Below are 18,005 nucleotides of genomic sequence, written 5' to 3'. Positions count from 1 at the left end.
CTAGATGACATATCTACAGATGACAATGAGTCAGCTTTCGAATATTTTACATAATGTATCGCAGCATCCTAGTGAGAAAGGGTGCAATGATGCCCTAAATAGTATCAAGCAAATTCTCAATGATTACATCCATTCAGGTGGAGAAGCTAATATCAAAGATTACAGAGATTAAATTATAGAAAGAAAACGGAGGAATAAAATTGACAGAATCAACATTTGAAAAACCAACTTCAATAACAATCGATGTACTGTCTTATCTATCTGAAGTACTAAAAAATGGACTAAAAAAAGACCTTCAGAAGCACCAAAAACCATGCGATGACTGTAAGGGAACAGGGCTTGAAATTGTGAATCAAAGTTATGGATTATCCAATGACCCAGACAAACATAAACACCTTCCTTACAATAATCAGTACATAATTAGCTGTAGAGGTTGCTACTCAGGAGTAGTAAACTTATGTAAATTTTGCAATGAGAAAATACCACGGCTTAATGATTGTGATTGTCCTGATGCATTACATGAAAAGGATATTGAAAGAGCAATAAGAGAACAAGAGTTGTGGGACAAAGCAATCAAATTAGATACATTCGATGATATTGCTAAGAAGATGGGAATGTATCAATCAGATGACTATCCTTATAGCGATGGATATTTTGCAAGTTTCGATGAGTTCATTGAGACATGGGAAGACAATCATGAACCAGATGAGCCGAAACCCACTTATGTATGGGGTACTCGTTCAATTAGTTTATCGCTTGATGCTGACGATATCTTAGATCGTGAGTCTGAAGATTTACATGAGGATGCATTAGATAATATTGAAGGAAAAGATGAGTTGCAAAAATTTCTTGATGAGTGGTGCTCAAAACAAAAATGGACAACTACATATTACGGTGAAAACAAATATGCAATTAGAATCCCATGGGATAACTAATGGAGACACAAATGAAATATCATATAACACCTAGGCAAGCCAAAGAAGTTACAGAAGAAGTTTTTTACTCATTCTTTAACGAAATCGTTCATCGGAAGGATTGGGCTAATTATCATCATAAAAAGATGGATATTGGTAAGATGATTGACTATTTAGATGAAGTAATAATTAGTAGAAGCGTTATAGATGGTATGTGGAGTGTGGTTGCTTTTAATAAGCATTATGAAGGCAAAGAATTAGTCGATACTTTATGGGAAGCGATGAAAGATGAGATTTAGATATAATATCAAACCAATTAAAAGGAGAAATTTAAGTGATTCGTTATTATGAATTTGATGAACATTGCTATTATGCACTGATTGCTGTAACGGTTGAAGATGGTGACTTTGCAACCAGATGCTACAGAAAGGCAACAGAACTGTACGTAGATGTGGTAGCTGGAGAAAGTGTTGAGGAGGTTCTTAAGGAAGCTTATCCACATTTAAGAACTAGAGAGTATGCATTTATGAAATTTATAAGTGCTCATGAAGAAGAAGATCGTAGCGTCAAAGAGTTGCTAACTCAATTTGATGAGGCTGAAAATGAGGTATTGCTTGTGGACAGCTCACTGCTTTAATAGTGTTTATAAAATACCTGTTTTACAGAGAAAAAAGGGGAGACGAATTTGAAATGGTTGATTTGGACAATTAGATCTTGGTCGTGTGATCATGAGTGGATATATGAAGAGGGCGTTTTTAAAACGTATTATGTAGACTATGACCAAACGACATCTAAGACCAGAGTTTCAGCAACATGTTCAAAATGTGGTTGGCATCGTAAATATGACAAATTCTGAAAAGAGGAAAGTGGTGTATCCGTATTAACTATTATAGTGATATCTTTCCGATAAAATCAGCAGACCAAGATCGATATGAATATGCTTTTATTAAGTGGCTTGAATATTACTATCATACCGAAGTATACGATAGGCGAATATGTTCTGGATTCAATGAGAAAACTCAGAGTGCGATACCACTAAGTACAGTGGAGTACACTGATATAAATCGAAATGCTAAACGTCTTATGAACAACGTTATTCAAGAGTTAAGGGATAAAGAAATAGAAGAAGATATTTGGAGATCTGCGAGAAGTGAGGCCGCAAGACATCCTCATGATAAGGTGGAAGAACTGTTGAAGCACTACACATCTTAAATTTGAACAACTTATAAAGGAGAGAGTAGCAAATTGAATAATGTCCAAGTAAAGGTTAATGTAATTAACCAATTAAAACTGCTACGACAGAGTACATTCAAGGACAAGCTGTCGTTCCTTGATGAAGATATTCAGAACGCACAACGGGCCAAAGCAACCGAAGTTAGAGTAACAGTAGATTACTACAACAATAAAGTCACAATTGAAAACAATGGTCAAACACTAACCAATCCACAAGCTCTATTTTCAATCGCTGAGTCAGAATGGGATGAAGATATTCAAAAATCAGAGTCACCGTTTGGAATGGGATTCTTCAGCAACATTACTGTGAGTGATCATATAGAGGTGTTTACGGGAAATAAGAATATTGTCTTTAATGTTGGTGTGATGATTCAGAATAATAAAACAGACATAGAAGTAACTGAGACAGACAATACATATGAAGGTTTCAAATTGATACTGAATAATTTTGACTTTACAGAAGTACCAGTAACTTTAATTCGCGAACGAATCGAGCTACTGGGTAAATACATACATGAGTTAGATATCTATTGTGACGATAAGCTTCAACCAAAAAAGAATTTGACAGATACGGATGGCAGCGTCTTTTCTAGTGTAATTGAATCGGATAATATTGAAGGTTGGATCGCATTGAACTCAGGATTCAGCCAAGACCTGAAAGTATTCTATAAGGGTAGATTGGTGACAAAACTTGATAGCTACTATTATGTCAAAGGTGATTTGCACATCAATGATAAAACTTTGAATCTAACCTCTCCTGATCGCAAAGACATCATTAGAGATGATAAATATTTAGCATTCTTAAAAGAAGTATCTGAATATACTAAAGAGCTTGCTAATAACAGCTTCCTACAGGGGGAACAGAGACACATTGAAAAACATATTGATGCTATCTCATGGAATGCAGACAAAGATAAATTGAAAAATGAGATGTCATTCCTTGTGTTTGATACAGAAAATGAAAATGATTCCAAATACTTAAGTGAGATCGCTTTGGCTAAAAGAAAGAATCCAGAAATCAGAAGTGTCAATCAATATGAGGTTTTCATTAAATCAGAAGCATCCAAACAGTCTGAATCGAATCATAAAGAGATAGAATTCGTGCAAGAGGTAAAACGCAAAGCACCTGAAGCTGATGGTATTTCTACTTGGTATGGAAGCGAAGGGTCGGCTGGTGGACGAAGTGAGCCTAAAATTGATGAGGATAAAATCGAAGAAAGAAAAGGGCGACAGATCAACTTTGACTCTGAACCAGTGTTCTGGTTATCATTCGATCAAATAGTTGAACATGAAAAGAAATTTAAAATTGCAGAGCATTACAAACTCAAGGTAATTGTGTCTAGGAATAAGTTAGAAAGTGGAATTTTAGAAACATTGGGCAAAGATCAAAACATTGTACATATTTCAGAACTAACTGAAAGCACTTTGATTAAAGCATCCATCTCAAATACTGAGCTGAGCAAAAAAGAAAGCCGAGCTTTAATGTTATTGGACATGATTAGTCGGATGATCGGATTCAGTAGAAATATATTCGCCATAGGTGACCTAATGGTGCTAAAGCAAACTCAAATTGAGGTATTAAACCATACGATTGAAAAAATTGAAGACGAATTTGTAGCGGTACATGACTACATAAACAATAAAGTATACATAGATAGATCAGTAATAGATGATAGCAAACTTCGAGAGAGTAGCGATGAGAATTTAGATATTAGTGACTATAGATTTCTCTTAGGTAACTTGAAAGAAATTGTTCGTGCGGTTAATCTTATGAATTTAGATGATGTAGAAAGACCAGAAGATTTGTACGACTGTCTGATTAATGGTTTGGCACTGGCATAGTAGTTTTGATGTAATACTTGTTTTACAACAAAAAAAGAGCAGCCACACCAATTAAGGTAATGACTGCTCCCGGTTAAACCTTCGTCTATTGTAACTATATTATACTTTTAATAAAATTTATCGTCAACACAAATACATAATAAGGACATGTGCAAGAGTTGCATATGTAATGGGTAGAGAAAATGAATTTTGATATGATGCTGCAACAATATGATCCGAATTTTGACAATGAAGCAATGATTGAGGCAGCAAAAGAAACTGGTAATAAAGAACTGAAAGACAAGGTAATCAACAATAATATTCGGATCGCAGTAAAACTAGCAAACAAGTGGAAGAAGACTGGGTACAAAGATGATTTGGATGATCTGGTAAGTTTGGGGTTGTACGGTTTGATTGTTGCTTTTGATACATATGATTCAACAAAGAAGATTAAGTTTGTCTCGTATGCTGGTCGAGTTGTATGGATGGAGTTTGTGAAGGCAGAGCGTTATAAACACATGAAGTGTCGCGGTTCATTTCAAGCAGTAAGCATTGAAACGCCTATAGGAAAATCCGGTGATGGAAGTGATAAGACAATTGCCGATATTTTATCAAACGAAGAATTTTCAAGGTTTAGCCAGATCGAAGAAGATGAATTTAATGATCAGCTTATTGGACTTATGGATACAAAACTTAACGAAAAAGAACGTGTAGTTGCTCAAAAATACTTCTTCGATGGTATGGGTATATCTGATATTGGCAAAGAGATCAATCAGACAAGACAAACAACTCATTTTCAGTATAAAAATGTTTTGAAGAAGTTAGCTCCAGTATTTGCATAAAACATAGTTTGAATGAAACTTATATTTTACATAGAAAAGAGAGTGACAATGAGTACACACAAGACGGTTAAATATTATATACGTGATAATCAGGCTTATAAAATTATCCACAAAAATCAATCCGAATGGATTGAAAGAGTAGGGTTATTTCATAGTCATAATGTAAAAATCAAAAAGAAGATATGCCCTCTAATTTACCAAACTGTATTTAACACAAATTACGGACGATCAACGGAGAATAAAATTGACACTGCGATAAGAGAATACTTTGGGAGTGATTTAGTATGAATGATCAGCAACTTAAAGAACTCTTTTATTCAGAAGAGATGGAATCCATTAGACAAGCGTACTACGATAATGCTTATAGGCAGGGCAAGTTTGATGAAGCATTAGCAAAGGGACAGGCGGAGGAAGTCTTCAGTTGGCAAGACGAAGATTTTAGTGTCTGGAAAGACAAGGTTTGGTACTCAGAGAAAGATCAATTCCATATTGGAGTTGAAGGGTATATGGGTTTTGAGAATATGAGTCAGGCCATTGAATGTTATGAACAGTTTAATGAGGCATTTAAAGAATACATAGAACAAAATGTTGGATTAAAAGGAAAGCATCTTGGATGGAATAAAATTTATAGTACTAGAGCCATTAACGTCTCATACGAAAACGAATACTTTTGGATTTTCCTCGATGGGTACAAGTCCGAGGAGATTAGTGAATTGTATTGGTATATGTGTGATGTAATTGAACAATTGAAAGGGATTGTTTGAATGAGAGATGAGCTGGTGCAGTATTTTATTGTAAATAAGGATTTAGATATGTCGGCAGGAAAGATCGCTGCTCAAGTAGCGCATGTCGCCACCAATATAACACTAAACGAGAATGGAACCGAATTGTGGAACGAGTGGCATGAGACTGACCAGCCAAAGATTATATTGCGAGGAAAAGAGAAAGAATTGTTGAAGTTGATTGAAGATGGAGCCTATTACATCAGGGATAATGGGAGAACAGAAATTCCTAAAGACTCTCTAACATGCGTGGGATTTACTCCATGTCATAAATCAGAAATGAAGAAAAAGCTGAAAAGATTTCAATTATTGTAATTTAAATAAAAGATGCACTTGATAGAGAAAGGACAAACTCACATGAAACAGAATGAAAGAGCTTCTGTAGTAAAGAGGGGAAATGAAATTGAATGGGTAAGGCCCAAATCAATCCCACAATTCTTTGAGAATGAATACTTATGCTTGTTCTTTATGGAGAAAGTAGAAGAAAATATGGATTTTAAAAGAGGAGATACTAAATGACAACTTGGTACACCTCAGACAGTCACTATTCACATAAAAACATTCTTCAACATGAGAACAGACCTTTCAACTCAGTTGAAGAGATGGATGAATTTTTAATTGAACTATGGAATAACACAGTGAACAGCAACGACACAGTTTATCATCTTGGCGACTTAGTATTTGGTGGTATCACTAAATGGGAAAATATCGTACCAAGACTCAAAGGGAAAATCCATCTAACAGTCGGCAATCATGACAATACTAATGCTGTAAAGAAAATGACACATCATTTCGAAGAAGTTGAAAATATGATTGTTAGAAAAATTGATAAGCAGCATCTATTCCTGCTCCATTATCCGATTGAGATTGGGCTGACTCCAAATGCATACTCCATTCACGGACATATTCATAGTAGGCCATCAAATCATATTAATCAGATCAATGTAGGTATTGATAGTCCATTTACAAAGGGCTCTGTGGGATTCGGCAATCTTGTACCTGAAGAGTTAATTTTGGAAGAGCTAAAGATTAGGAAAGAGCAAGTTCTAGAATTACGTTCAAATAGAGAATAGGGGTGTTATGTTATTCAGATTCAAAATTATACTAAAGCATTGAACAGTAGATTAGAAAAGGGTTTGATCGAAAAAGTGAAATACGACAAATACATAGTAAAACTGATCGAGTGGCAAATGAATTACGGTTTAGAGTACTACCAGACTGAGAGTGATCCATATTAATAGAAAGGTAAATACATATGATAAAACTGAATGATAAAGATCTATTTAAGCTTTTCGAGAAACAGCTACGAGTATACTATCCTGCATTTAATCATAAGCAATTAATCTTAAAATATGTGTTCGACTTAAATTATGCATACTATAAATTATGTGGAGAGAAAATTACACTTCAACAATCGCATTCTGTATTTTCAGTTTGAAGGCGACATCAAAAGGAAAATTACATACCAAGAAGCAGTCAGGATGATTAAAAAGGAATATCCTGAAGCTAAAGTTAATTTGGAAATATACATAGAAAATAAACTTAACAGTATAATCGATGTAAATAGATACCATGAAATAGTTAATTTTTATTGTGATGTAGATATTGACGAGGTTGAATTAAATAAAGATCAAATATCACATTTAATTGACCTTGCGTTGGATACCAGAAGTGAAAAGTGTGATAACGAAGAATGGCTAAATGAATTATCCTTGAAACAAAAGGCTTTTATGAAGGCAAATTCTTGATGAAACATCAATTTTACAGGATCATAGTCGAGACAAATGTATAACAGATATTTAAAACACAAAGATAATACTGTACATAACTAATTGCACATGGTACAATCAATCTATAAGTTTTGTATTACATTGTAGGAGAAACGAGACTATTACATACAAGTCTAATGCGATGTAGTCGAATTGAATGGGAGGTTGTACCATGTCGTCAATTTTGACCGAGGATATAAGCGTGTTCGATCTAGGATTTAGTTGGGCCAAAGGAAAAAAGAATAATAAACTGTTTATTCAACCATCTATCGCAGGTGAATCGCAGCCCATGTTTGATACAAACATAAAACCCAATGATTTTTTCTTTGAAGATACCATGTTCGTTGGTGATTTAGCTCTGAGACAAAGCGAGATCAAATACTTCACTCTAAATAAACGGAAGAGCGAAGCAATGACATCGGAGGTTATCCTCAAAACTGGGTTAGGATATCTCAATGGAAGTAAAAAATTCAATCTTGTTACAGGTCTTCCGATTCTCTTTTATTTCAAGCAGATGTCTGAGATGGAAGATATGATTAATAGACTAGCCGAATCAGATCCATATGAGATAAAAAAGGGTCGCGGCAATTTTAGCAAAGTTAAACTCAACATTGATAAATACAAAATAGTTCCACAGGGTTATGGCATTGCAATGAATCATCTATTAAATAAGTCTGGCAAGATCCAGAACAAAACAGATGCAAAGAAGAAGATACTAGTAGTGGATTTAGGATTCTACACTTTAAACCTACTTGGATTAGATGGTTTAGAGATAATGAAGGAATCCACAAGTTTGTTCTTGGGAGTAGAAAAAGCCTATAAACTGCTTAGAAAGTATCTGCAAGATTTGGTTGGGACAGCCCCAGCAATATATGAATTAGATAAGTATGTTTTGAGTGGTACATATGAAGGACACGATATACGTCATCTGGTATCAAAAGCGTTTAAAGCACTAGCAATACAGATACAAAATGAAATCGAAGGTTTAAACATCAATTTTGACATGTATATGATCGGTGGAGGGGCAGCTCGTTACATATTTGAATACCTTCGACTTAATAATAAGTCACTTTACGGACAGCTTGATCAAGTTGAAGGTAATGAGAAGGTAGGTGTGCGATTGTGGGGAAGCAACACGTTATTGCGCGCCTAAGACCAATAAAAGACGACGATATACGATCTGCAATGTCCAAGCTACCAGTATATTACGACGAAGCCGACATAGTAAGAGAAGCGCTGAGACAGTTCTTGTTCGGTCATACGGGTCGAGAACCAATGATTAAGGGTATTCAAGTATTCAAAGAGGCTTCGTACACTAGTACGGATATTCAAGAGGATGCGATCATTAAAGAAGCAGATGTGATTGAATTCGAAGAAAATGATGACTTGGATGCAAAATTGAATAACTTTCTTACTTCTTAATGTAGGCTTCGGCCTACTATACATAGATTATAATCAATAAAGTCAGATAAGCATTTTGCACCAACACAGGAGCATATACTGTCTTAACGAGGTGATGACTGTGGACGAAAGTTTAAGGAAAATTACTGTTAATGATTCAAGGATCAATATTATATTCAACGCTGATGGTGGGCTCAGAGCGCCGTTAGAGCAAAATGAGGACATATCATTAACAAGTAATCACAATAATGAATCCGCAGCAGACATTTTTAATGAGATGGAAGAAATGATTGGGCTTGATAAGGTCAAGGATCTGATATATGAGATTTATTCATTAATCCAAATCAACAAGTACCGTAGCGAAGAGGGATTGAAGAACAGTAAGCAAGTTTACCACATGATATTTAAAGGTAATCCCGGCACAGGCAAAACTACAGTAGCAAGAATAATATCCAAAATGCTTAATAAGATGGGTATACTAAGCAAAGGACATCTGATCGAAGTTGAACGTGCTGATTTAGTGGGGGAGTACATTGGTCATACAGCCTTGAAGACTCGTGACCTTGTAAAAAAAGCTATGGGTGGGATACTTTTCATTGATGAAGCGTATAGTCTTGCTCGTGGAGGAGAAAAAGACTTTGGTAAAGAGGCTATAGATACACTTGTAAAAGTTATGGAAGATAAGAGTGACGATCTAATTATCATATTGGCTGGATATCCTATCGAGATGGATGATTTCCTTCAGATTAATACCGGATTGCCCTCAAGATTTCCTATTCAGATAAACTTTGATGATTACTCAACGGATGAGCTAATGCTTATAGCCTTAAAGATGTCTTCAGAGAAAGATTATAGCTTTACAAGCGAAGCAGGAGCGAAACTTAAACAGATCATACAAGATGAAAAAGACTTGAGGATTCACTTTAGCAATGCCAGATATGTGAGAAATGTTATCGAGAAGGCAATCAGACATCAGGCGGTTCGATTAATGAAGAGGCGTGAGAAGATGTCGCGTCAAAACTTAATGGAGATTACTGCACGAGATATTGAATCTCAGCTAACCGAAGCAAAGAAGGTTGAAGGTGTCTATAATTTATAGAAGAATGTTCTCCTATAGAGAGTATGAGATTAAGAATAATTGACTCTTTATAGGAGGATTTGAGGAGGTGATTATAATGTAACACAAATAGACAAATATAATACATGAAACAAATTTTACAAAAGTGTTCAAGTAAGGAGATGATCATACGGATAACTATGTAATTTATCATTTGCATTCAGATACTAGCAATCCATCAACGTCAATGGCTATAGACTCTGTGACTAAATATCAACAATACATCGATGAAGCAGAAAAAGCTAACATGCAAACAATATGTTTCTCTGAACACGGTAATGTTTTTAATTGGGTCAAGAAGAAGCAGTCTATCGAAGAGAAAGGTATGAAGTACATTCATGCGAATGAGGTATACCTCACTGAGCACAATGACAAAGAAAGTGGTTTGGTTCGCGACAATTATCATTACATGCTTATTGCAAAGAATCTTGAGGGAGCGCAGGAATTAAACAAACTGACTTCACTCTCGAACAATAAAGATGACGGACATTATTATTATAATCCAAGGATTACTTTTGAAGAACTGTTCAATACTTCGGATAATATTATCATGACATCTGCTTGTCTAGCATCTCCGTTATGGAGAGCTATTAAAAATGACAACAAGCAGATGATGAACAAATTTATGGATTTCTTTGTTAGCAATAAGCATAGAATGTTTTTTGAGATTCAATATCACACTCACCCAGAGCAAAAGCTATTCAACCAGCATCTACACAGTTTATCAATTGAAACAGGTATACCGCTTATTGCAGGAACAGACACTCACGCCTTAAACAGATCTCATGCTGATGCACGTAAGATTCTAATGAAGGCTAAGGGTGCGACATATGGAGATGAAGATGCATTCGATCTAACCTTTAAAACATATCCTGAAGTTGTCAAAATGTTTGAGGAGCAATCGGCTTTACCTAGAAATGTTTATCTTGAAGCTATACATAATACAAACGTTATGGCTGATATGATCGAAGAATTTAAGATTGATTCGTCGCCAAAGTATCCTAAGCTGCACGACGACTCAGAAAAAGTGTTTAAAGAAAAGATAAATGTCGGTGTAATCGAACGAGGAATTAATAAGTTTGACAAAGTAAAAAAAGATACATATTTTAAACGGATTAGAGAAGAGTTTGATACATATAAAAAGGTTGGAGCAATTGACTATATGCTCCTACAGAAAGATGTAGTTGATTGGGCGCATAGTAATGATATTTATCAAGGATATGGTCGTGGATCAGTTAACGGAAGCTTGATTGCGTATTTATTGAAAATTACTGAGATGGATAGTATCAAACATAAGCTGAACTTTTTCCGGTTCTTGAATCCAGAGCGTATCTCGCTTGCCGATATTGACTTGGACTGGCCTCCATCTAAAAGGCAAGATGTTATTGATTACGTAGCAACAATTCCCGGTATTCATTTCTCAGAGATTATCACCTTTAACACTGTGGCACTAAAAGGAGCAATTAGAGAAGTTGGAAGGGCTCTAGGTATGGATCTTGCGATAGTAGACGCCATTGCTAAATCAGTATTCAAAGACGATAAGAAGGTCGATAGAGTAGATCCGAAGTATCTCGATATGTATCCCGAATTATTCAAATATGTTGAATTGGTGCAAGGAGTTATAGTAAGCATAGGATCTCATCCTTCTGGCTACATAGTTTCTCCAGTAAGTCTCGAAGATAACATTGGTCTTTGTTATACAAAAGAAAGTAAGTATCCAGTAAGTCAGATCAATATGAAAGAACTCGATGGACTCAATTATGTAAAGTTGGATATTTTGGGTTTGGACAACAATGAAATTATCAATGAGACATGTAAGCTAGCTGGAATTGAACGGCTTACACCGGACAATATGGATGTTGATGATAAAGATGTCTGGAATTCCATACGAGAGTCTGGTTTGGGAATATTCCAATGGGAAAGTAATTCTGCCCAAGCATATCTAAAAGATCTACTAAGCGAAGAAACAATACATAAGATAGAAGAACAAAATGATATGTTTAGTTATATTGAGCTATTCTCAATTGGCAATGGAGCAATTAGACCATCAGGTGACTCATACAGACAAGCTTTGGCAAATGGCATATTCAAAGATCACGGTCATGAAGCATTGAATAATTTTCTGAAGAGTACTATTGGATACTTAGTATATCAAGAACAAATCATGAACTTTCTAGTAGAGTTCTGCGAGTTTACAATGGCAGAAAGCGATAGTGTTCGAAGGGGATTGAGTAAAAAAGAAGGAACAGAGAAGTTTCTGCCAGAGATAAGGAAGCGTTTTGTGCAAAAAATGAATATGGATTACGGAGAGACCGAAGAAGATGCGCTTGCTGTCTTAGAGCCTTTTTTGCAGGTCATAGATGATGCACAGCGTTATGGATTCTCCGATAACCACTCAAATCCTTACTCTCACATCGGTTATGGAAATGGATATCTAAGACACTACTACCCTCTAGCCTTTCTTACTGTGATGTTGAATATAAATAATGACAACATAGAAAAGACGGGTCAAATAATTAACTATGCTAAAACAAGAGGTATTGAGGTGTCACCAATAAAATTTGGAAAGTCTAACGCTGATTACTCATTTAGTGAGGGCGATAATACTATCTACAAAGGTTTAAAATCTATTAAATACCTTAATGAAAAGATTGCAGAAGAACTATTATCCTTAAGTAAAAATACATATGCATCATTTGTTGAATTGCTAGTGGATTTAAACGAAAAAACATCGGTCAACAGTCGTCAAACTGATATATTGACTCGTCTTGGGTTCTTTAGAGAATTTGGTGACATTAGTTTATTGGTGACATTGTACAAAGAGTTCTCAAGTGGAAGATCTCAATATAAAAAAACATACGTTGAGAAGACTAAACTTAAGAGGATAGCGGATCTAGTTGATGAAGAAAATAGGATTCGCACTGAAAATGACTACTCCAAAGTTATGCCAAACGAAGAAGTGATGTTCCAAAAAGAAATGCTAGGGTACTCCGAAGCTGTATTTCCCGATATAGAATCGGGTTGGTGTGTAGTTACCGATTTAGATGTTAAATACAGTCCCAAGCTTACCTTATACAATCTTCGTAATGGCGATGAACGTGTCTTTAAAATGGACAAGAAAACATTTAACGTCAAAGATAAAGCGTTGAAAATTGAGAAAGGAGATTTAATTGAAATAACGAGCCATAAGAAAAAACCAAGACAGGTCCCAGACGGAAATGGCGGTTTCAGAGCCACAGATCAGACAGATGTTTGGATCACAGGTTATAACAAGTACAAGAATAAGGAGAATGCATAGATGGAGAACAAACTTAGCAAAGAAAAGATTGAGCAAATTATTGGACGTAAGTTGACCAATGAAGAATACACAGAAGTTGTAGGAACAGTTCTTAATCAATTGCTGAATGAGAAAATTGAGAAATCAAATGGATAGATTTAATAGCGATTATCATGATATCCGTTATCCAGATCCACAAGAAAAGGAGGTGAAGTATTCGACCTGTTACGGTTGCAAGGAAGATATTATTGTGGGAGAAGAAGTTTTAGATGTATTTGGAGCATGTGTGCACGATACATATGAATGTTTGATTAAAGCGGTACATGCTAAAAGATTAATTGCAGGAGAGGAATGATTAATTGAATCTTATTGAACATGATATGAAATTGCAACTGAGACTACCATTACCAGTTTCAATAAATGACTTATACATAAACCAATACACATGGAATCCGAAAACCAGATCTAGAGTGCCTACAGGTAAACGAATACTTAGTAAAGAAGGTGAGAAAGTTAAAAAAGAAATTATTGAGGCAGCTACAGACCAAGTAAGCAAGCAAGAATGGGATTATGAGTACACCAAAACACACTACTTGTACATGGATTCTATCATTTATTTTAACCGCAAGGGTAGGGATGACAATAATATCTACAAACTCAACAACGATGCACTAGAGAAGATAGCATATGATAACGACAGTAGAATTTTAACAAGGACTCAGCGCATATTATATGACAAAAAGAATCCTAGGGTTGAATTAGTTTTTACTCCCGTAGAATACATAGGAATATTTGATGACGAACAGATGTATGGTGATTTTGTTAAGAGATGCGAAGAATGTAGCAGATACAAAAGGAATTGCTCAATACTGAAAGCTGCTAAAGAGGCATTTATTCAGGATGAGATAGTAAATAACGTTTGTAGTAGCTTCAAAGAAATGAGAAATAAATAAAAGTAGTATTTCACTAGCCATCTGTGAAGAAATAGGAATTGAGATTAAAGGGTATAAGCCACGTACAAGATGGCATTATCATTTAAAAGAGTTTATTACTGAGGCTATTAATACATATGATGTAAAAGAAAAGGGGGAGACAATTTGAATATTAGTCTAACTGAGAGAAGGATTGCAGAATACACCGTAGTATCAACTCACTCTTCAGATAAAAATAGCCTTTACACAGAAAAAGAATTGAACGATAAAGTTTCCTATTGGATAGAGGGTGTTATGAACAAGTATTTACCCTTTGAGAATAGCAATACTGATGAGTAAGTGCTATAATTAAAAAGACAAAAATAATATATAAAGGTGATTAAAAATGATTATATTAAAGGACATGGAAAAGCTAAATAGAAGTGAAATTGAAGCCTTGATCGGTAAGATCAGGGCTATTGTTTATACTCGTGTATCATCTGATATTCAAATTGATAACTATTCGCTAGAGTCGCAGATTGATATATGCGTAAAAGAAGCGAAAACAAAGTTCGATATCAACGAAGATGAGATAATTGTTCTACGAGAAGAGGCAGAGTCTGGAGATAATCCCAACCGTCCAATGTTGAATTACATATTATTTCTACTAGAAAAAGGTCTAGGGAACAGAGTTATCTTTTTGCATCCAGATAGATTGAGTAGACATCTCCACTTACAACAACAGATCACACATAGGATTTGGGAATTAGGTTGCGATCTACATTTTGTTGAGTTTGACTTACAAAAAGGGAACGCAGAGTCCATGTTGAATTACAACATTCAAGGTTCAATTGCTCAATACAACAAAGCCAAGATTCTTGCAAACACAAAACGGGGCAGAAGAACTATGGTATCAAATAACAAGATTCCGGGAATGAATAGAATATACGGTTACACTTATGATAAGGAATTGAATACGCTCGTTGAAAACACAGTAGAGAAAGAACGATATTTAACAATGGTTAATATGATATTAGAGGGTCGTACTGGTTCTGAGGTTGCCGAATACTTAGCAAAGAAAAGGTATTCAGCTCCTAAAGGGGACACTTGGTATCAAGCTACAATTAGTCGAATCTTAAGAAATGAATCTTACATGGGTACATACTATTATGGTAAAACAGAGGTCGTGCAGTTAAATGGTAAGAAGAAGCAAGTGCCCAAGCCCAGAGACGAATGGCAGAAGATTGATATCCCACAATATATAGATGAGGTTACATTCGAGAGATTACAAAAGACACTGGATGGAAATATTAAGAATAGTGGTAGACCATCAGAAGACTATCTGCTGAGAAGTATTGTACGATGTGGTAGATGTGGCGCTGCTGTATCTTCAGGGGTAGTAACTAAAACGCAGAATGGCATATTAAAGTACTACACATGCACAAGAAAGACAAAAAAATCATATAGTGTTGAAACTGGGTTACCCAACACCACATGCAAGGGATCAAATTGGAGAGTTGATATGATTGACTCTTTGATATGGAACGAAGTATTAAAAATCATAGGTAATCCAGAAGCACTCATATTCAAAATGATCAACAAGATGTCTGACAGTGAAAAGATAAAGGAGAACATCGGCAAGAAGGACGAGTTGCTCCGTTCAATAAAAGAGAAAGAAGCATCCAAGGCTAGATATATCGATTTGTATGCCGATGGGATTATCCAATCGAAGGATGATCTCACGAAAAAAATTCAACCAGTAGAGACTGAAATTGATGAGTTGAAAAGAGAGCTATACTCAATAGAGGAAAGTTTAAAAATTAATCAACATAAAGACGACAGCACGAAAATTGCTATTGATATGTTGAATAAATACAAGCACATTATAAATAAAGATCTAACTATAGAGGACAAGAGAAACATTGTACGATTATTAATTGAAAAGGTAGTTTTGCATCAAGAAAAAAAGATAGAAATAGTGTATAGATTCAATTTAAATGCCGATAATAATGATAGAGACTCTAGTAATTATTATGATAAATCTATCAATAGCCAAATCAATGGAAGATAATAAAAACCAATTTATCCTCATATTGGCTGGTTATTCAGATGAGATTGATTTTTTTCTTCAGACGAACCCTGGATTACCTTCCCGCTTTCCCATTCAAGTGGAGTTTCCAGACTACAGTATTGATCAGTTGATTCAAATCTCTGAGATTATGGCCAAAGAGCGTGATTATATTTTAATGCCTCAGACCATACTCAAACTAAAGCAGCATTTGCTTCAGGAAAAAAATGATTCGCTGCATGCGTTCAGTAACGCCAGATACGTTCGTAATGCCATTGAGCGTTCGATCAGGCATCAGGCGGTTCGTTTGTTGGAACAATATTCGGAAGGCAGTCCAGGAAAACTGGAGCTGATGACAATCCGTACAGAGGATTTGAACTTTGAGCGAAAGTAAGCGATAATATAGTTTTTACACCAGCCGGCCGGGCCAACCGGTTCGGCTTAAGGCATGCCATGGCATATTCGTGGTAATGAATACTAATGGATTAGTAATTAGAAGGAGTGAACATATACATGACAAATGGCACACATGATACAGATATGGTCAAAAAAGATCGCGCCGTCTTGGTTAGTCTTGTTACGGATGATGTAAAACGTACAGGTATCAATCCTGAGTACTCTTTAGAGGAACTGGTGAAACTTGCCGAGACAGCTGGAGTGGAAGTGCTAAGTGTACTTTCTCAGAACAGGGAAAAACGTGATACCAAATGGTTCATTGGTAAAGGTAAGGTGGAAGAGCTCCGTGCGATTGCAGAGGAACTCGGAGCAACTACAGCTATTTTTGATCAGGAATTGTCAGGGGCACAGGTTCGGAATCTGGAAGAAACCCTCGATCTCAAAATTATTGACCGTACCCAATTAATTTTGGACATCTTTGCACAACGTGCCAACACTAGAGAAGGTATCATTCAAGTGGAATTGGCTCAACATAGCTACTTGCTGCCACGTTTGTCGGGTCATGGCAAGAACCTGTCCAGACTTGGTGGCGGAATCGGAACAAGGGGTCCAGGTGAAAGCAAGCTGGAGACAGACCGCCGTCACATTCGTGGTCGTATCGATGATCTGAAGCGTCATCTGGAAGAATTGACTCGTCATCGCAAGTTGCATCGTGAACGCCGTAAAAAAACAGGTATTGTTCAGGTGGCCCTTGTTGGTTATACCAATGCTGGCAAATCAACCTTACTCAAGCAGTTGACGGCTGCAGATGTGTATATTCAAGATCAGCTATTCGCTACTCTGGATCCAACATCACGTACGATGGAACTTCCAAGTGGAAAAGAAATCGTCCTTACCGACACGGTTGGATTTATTCAAAATCTACCGCATGATCTGATTGCAGCGTTCCGTGCAACGCTGGAGGAAGTGAATGAAGCAGACCTGATCCTGCATGTTGTAGACGCCTCATCAGCTATGCGTGAAGATCAGATGCGGACGGTTAATACAATTTTGCAAGAACTTGGTTCAGGGGACAAGCCGCAGTTAGTCCTGTATAACAAAAAAGATGCGTGCACACCAGAGCAGCTTGAGATGCTTCCATTGGATAAAGACCATATCAAAGTAAGCGCATTAGACGCAGACGATTTGCTTAAAATCCGTGAATTGATCCAGACAGAGCTTACAGGTGACACGAAGCGCTTCCGGATTCCGGCAGAACGTGGTGATCTTACGTCCGTCCTCTACAAAATTGGTGATGTAGTAGATACCAGCTTTGAAGAAAATGATGTAATTTATGAAGTGGAATTACAAAAAGGTGAATATGAGAAATTTGGTCATATGCTTGAAGATTTCATCGAATTGTAATACTCATGACATATTGATGTGATAAGTTGACACATAATAGATATTTAACGTCAGATTCGTGCTATGAAGG

General features: G+C 36.1%; 21 protein-coding genes and 1 pseudogene. All 22 read left to right on the top strand.

Annotation, left to right across the window (positions count from 1 at the left end; translation table 11 throughout):
- The first annotated feature begins 4 nt into the window (after nucleotides 1-4).
- The 22 genes and pseudogenes from NST33_RS17670 (at nucleotide 5) to hflX (ending at nucleotide 17,935) form a co-directional block, all read left to right on the top strand.
- Nucleotides 5-172, top strand: coding sequence for a hypothetical protein (locus tag NST33_RS17670; RefSeq protein ID WP_339304246.1), 168 nt, complete (start codon nucleotides 5-7; stop codon nucleotides 170-172).
- Between the two features lie 28 nt (nucleotides 173-200).
- Nucleotides 201-935 carry a hypothetical protein gene (locus NST33_RS17665; protein WP_339304244.1) on the top strand — a complete coding sequence of 245 codons (735 nt, stop codon included), beginning with the start codon at nucleotides 201-203 and terminating at the stop codon, nucleotides 933-935.
- Nucleotides 936-946: 11 nt separating this feature from the next.
- On the top strand, nucleotides 947-1,213 hold the full coding sequence (locus NST33_RS17660; protein ID WP_339304242.1) for a hypothetical protein: 267 nt from the start codon (nucleotides 947-949) through the stop codon (nucleotides 1,211-1,213).
- 35 nt (nucleotides 1,214-1,248) lie between these two features.
- Nucleotides 1,249-1,551, top strand: a complete 303-nt coding sequence (locus tag NST33_RS17655; protein ID WP_339304240.1) for a hypothetical protein — start codon at nucleotides 1,249-1,251, stop codon at nucleotides 1,549-1,551.
- Between the two features lie 608 nt (nucleotides 1,552-2,159).
- Entirely contained in the window at nucleotides 2,160-3,989 is a 1,830-nt protein-coding gene (locus NST33_RS17650) for a hypothetical protein (protein ID WP_339304238.1), read from the top strand.
- Between the two features lie 182 nt (nucleotides 3,990-4,171).
- Nucleotides 4,172-4,810 (top strand): sigma-70 family RNA polymerase sigma factor, encoded by a 639-nt coding sequence (locus tag NST33_RS17645; RefSeq protein WP_339304236.1) that lies wholly within the window; start codon nucleotides 4,172-4,174, stop codon nucleotides 4,808-4,810.
- Between the two features lie 284 nt (nucleotides 4,811-5,094).
- The gene (locus NST33_RS17640) at nucleotides 5,095-5,574 is read left to right on the top strand and encodes a hypothetical protein (protein ID WP_339304234.1); all 480 of its coding nucleotides are present in this window, start codon (nucleotides 5,095-5,097) and stop codon (nucleotides 5,572-5,574) included.
- Nucleotides 5,575-5,907: an aminoacyl-tRNA hydrolase gene (locus NST33_RS17635; RefSeq protein WP_339304232.1), complete on the top strand. Its 333-nt coding sequence runs from the start codon at nucleotides 5,575-5,577 to the stop codon at nucleotides 5,905-5,907.
- A gap of 42 nt (nucleotides 5,908-5,949) precedes the next feature.
- On the top strand, nucleotides 5,950-6,111 hold the full coding sequence (locus NST33_RS17630) for a hypothetical protein (protein WP_339304230.1): 162 nt from the start codon (nucleotides 5,950-5,952) through the stop codon (nucleotides 6,109-6,111).
- On the top strand, nucleotides 6,108-6,665 hold the full coding sequence (locus NST33_RS17625; protein WP_339304228.1) for a metallophosphoesterase: 558 nt from the start codon (nucleotides 6,108-6,110) through the stop codon (nucleotides 6,663-6,665). The genes NST33_RS17630 and NST33_RS17625 overlap by 4 nt, the downstream gene beginning before the upstream one ends.
- Nucleotides 6,666-7,073: 408 nt before the next feature.
- Nucleotides 7,074-7,340, top strand: coding sequence for a hypothetical protein (locus tag NST33_RS17620; protein WP_339304226.1), 267 nt, complete (start codon nucleotides 7,074-7,076; stop codon nucleotides 7,338-7,340).
- 193 nt (nucleotides 7,341-7,533) lie between these two features.
- Complete coding sequence (locus NST33_RS17615; RefSeq protein WP_339304224.1) at nucleotides 7,534-8,514, top strand: ParM/StbA family protein; 981 nt, start codon at nucleotides 7,534-7,536, stop codon at nucleotides 8,512-8,514.
- 32 nt (nucleotides 8,515-8,546) lie between these two features.
- Complete coding sequence (locus tag NST33_RS17610) at nucleotides 8,547-8,783, top strand: hypothetical protein (RefSeq protein WP_339304222.1); 237 nt, start codon at nucleotides 8,547-8,549, stop codon at nucleotides 8,781-8,783.
- A gap of 100 nt (nucleotides 8,784-8,883) precedes the next feature.
- Nucleotides 8,884-9,861, top strand: coding sequence for an AAA family ATPase (locus NST33_RS17605; RefSeq protein ID WP_339304220.1), 978 nt, complete (start codon nucleotides 8,884-8,886; stop codon nucleotides 9,859-9,861).
- Between the two features lie 172 nt (nucleotides 9,862-10,033).
- A complete protein-coding gene (dnaE, locus tag NST33_RS17600; protein ID WP_339304218.1) occupies nucleotides 10,034-13,177 on the top strand; it encodes a DNA polymerase III subunit alpha in 3,144 nt (1,047 codons plus the stop codon).
- Nucleotides 13,178-13,312: a hypothetical protein gene (locus NST33_RS17595; protein ID WP_279630386.1), complete on the top strand. Its 135-nt coding sequence runs from the start codon at nucleotides 13,178-13,180 to the stop codon at nucleotides 13,310-13,312.
- A complete protein-coding gene (locus tag NST33_RS17590) occupies nucleotides 13,284-13,511 on the top strand; it encodes a hypothetical protein (RefSeq protein WP_339304215.1) in 228 nt (75 codons plus the stop codon). Before NST33_RS17595 ends, NST33_RS17590 begins: the two co-directional genes overlap by 29 nt.
- Before the next feature lie 25 nt (nucleotides 13,512-13,536).
- On the top strand, nucleotides 13,537-14,109 hold the full coding sequence (locus NST33_RS17585; protein WP_339304214.1) for a hypothetical protein: 573 nt from the start codon (nucleotides 13,537-13,539) through the stop codon (nucleotides 14,107-14,109).
- A 144-nt stretch (nucleotides 14,110-14,253) separates the two neighbouring features.
- Nucleotides 14,254-14,427: a hypothetical protein gene (locus NST33_RS17580; RefSeq protein WP_339304212.1), complete on the top strand. Its 174-nt coding sequence runs from the start codon at nucleotides 14,254-14,256 to the stop codon at nucleotides 14,425-14,427.
- Between the two features lie 46 nt (nucleotides 14,428-14,473).
- Entirely contained in the window at nucleotides 14,474-16,138 is a 1,665-nt protein-coding gene (locus NST33_RS17575; protein WP_339304210.1) for a recombinase family protein, read from the top strand.
- A pseudogene (locus NST33_RS17570) lies at nucleotides 16,122-16,529 on the top strand (AAA family ATPase); the annotation flags it as partial. The gene NST33_RS17575 and the pseudogene NST33_RS17570, both read left to right, overlap by 17 nt.
- Nucleotides 16,530-16,648: 119 nt before the next feature.
- Nucleotides 16,649-17,935: a GTPase HflX gene (hflX, locus tag NST33_RS17565; RefSeq protein WP_076210080.1), complete on the top strand. Its 1,287-nt coding sequence runs from the start codon at nucleotides 16,649-16,651 to the stop codon at nucleotides 17,933-17,935.
- Nucleotides 17,936-18,005 lie beyond the last annotated feature (70 nt).

The sequence above is a fragment of the Paenibacillus sp. FSL L8-0435 genome (assembly GCF_037965655.1).
Classification (GTDB): Bacteria; Bacillota; Bacilli; order Paenibacillales; family Paenibacillaceae; genus Paenibacillus.
This window is presented reverse-complemented; position numbering and strand designations above follow the sequence as displayed.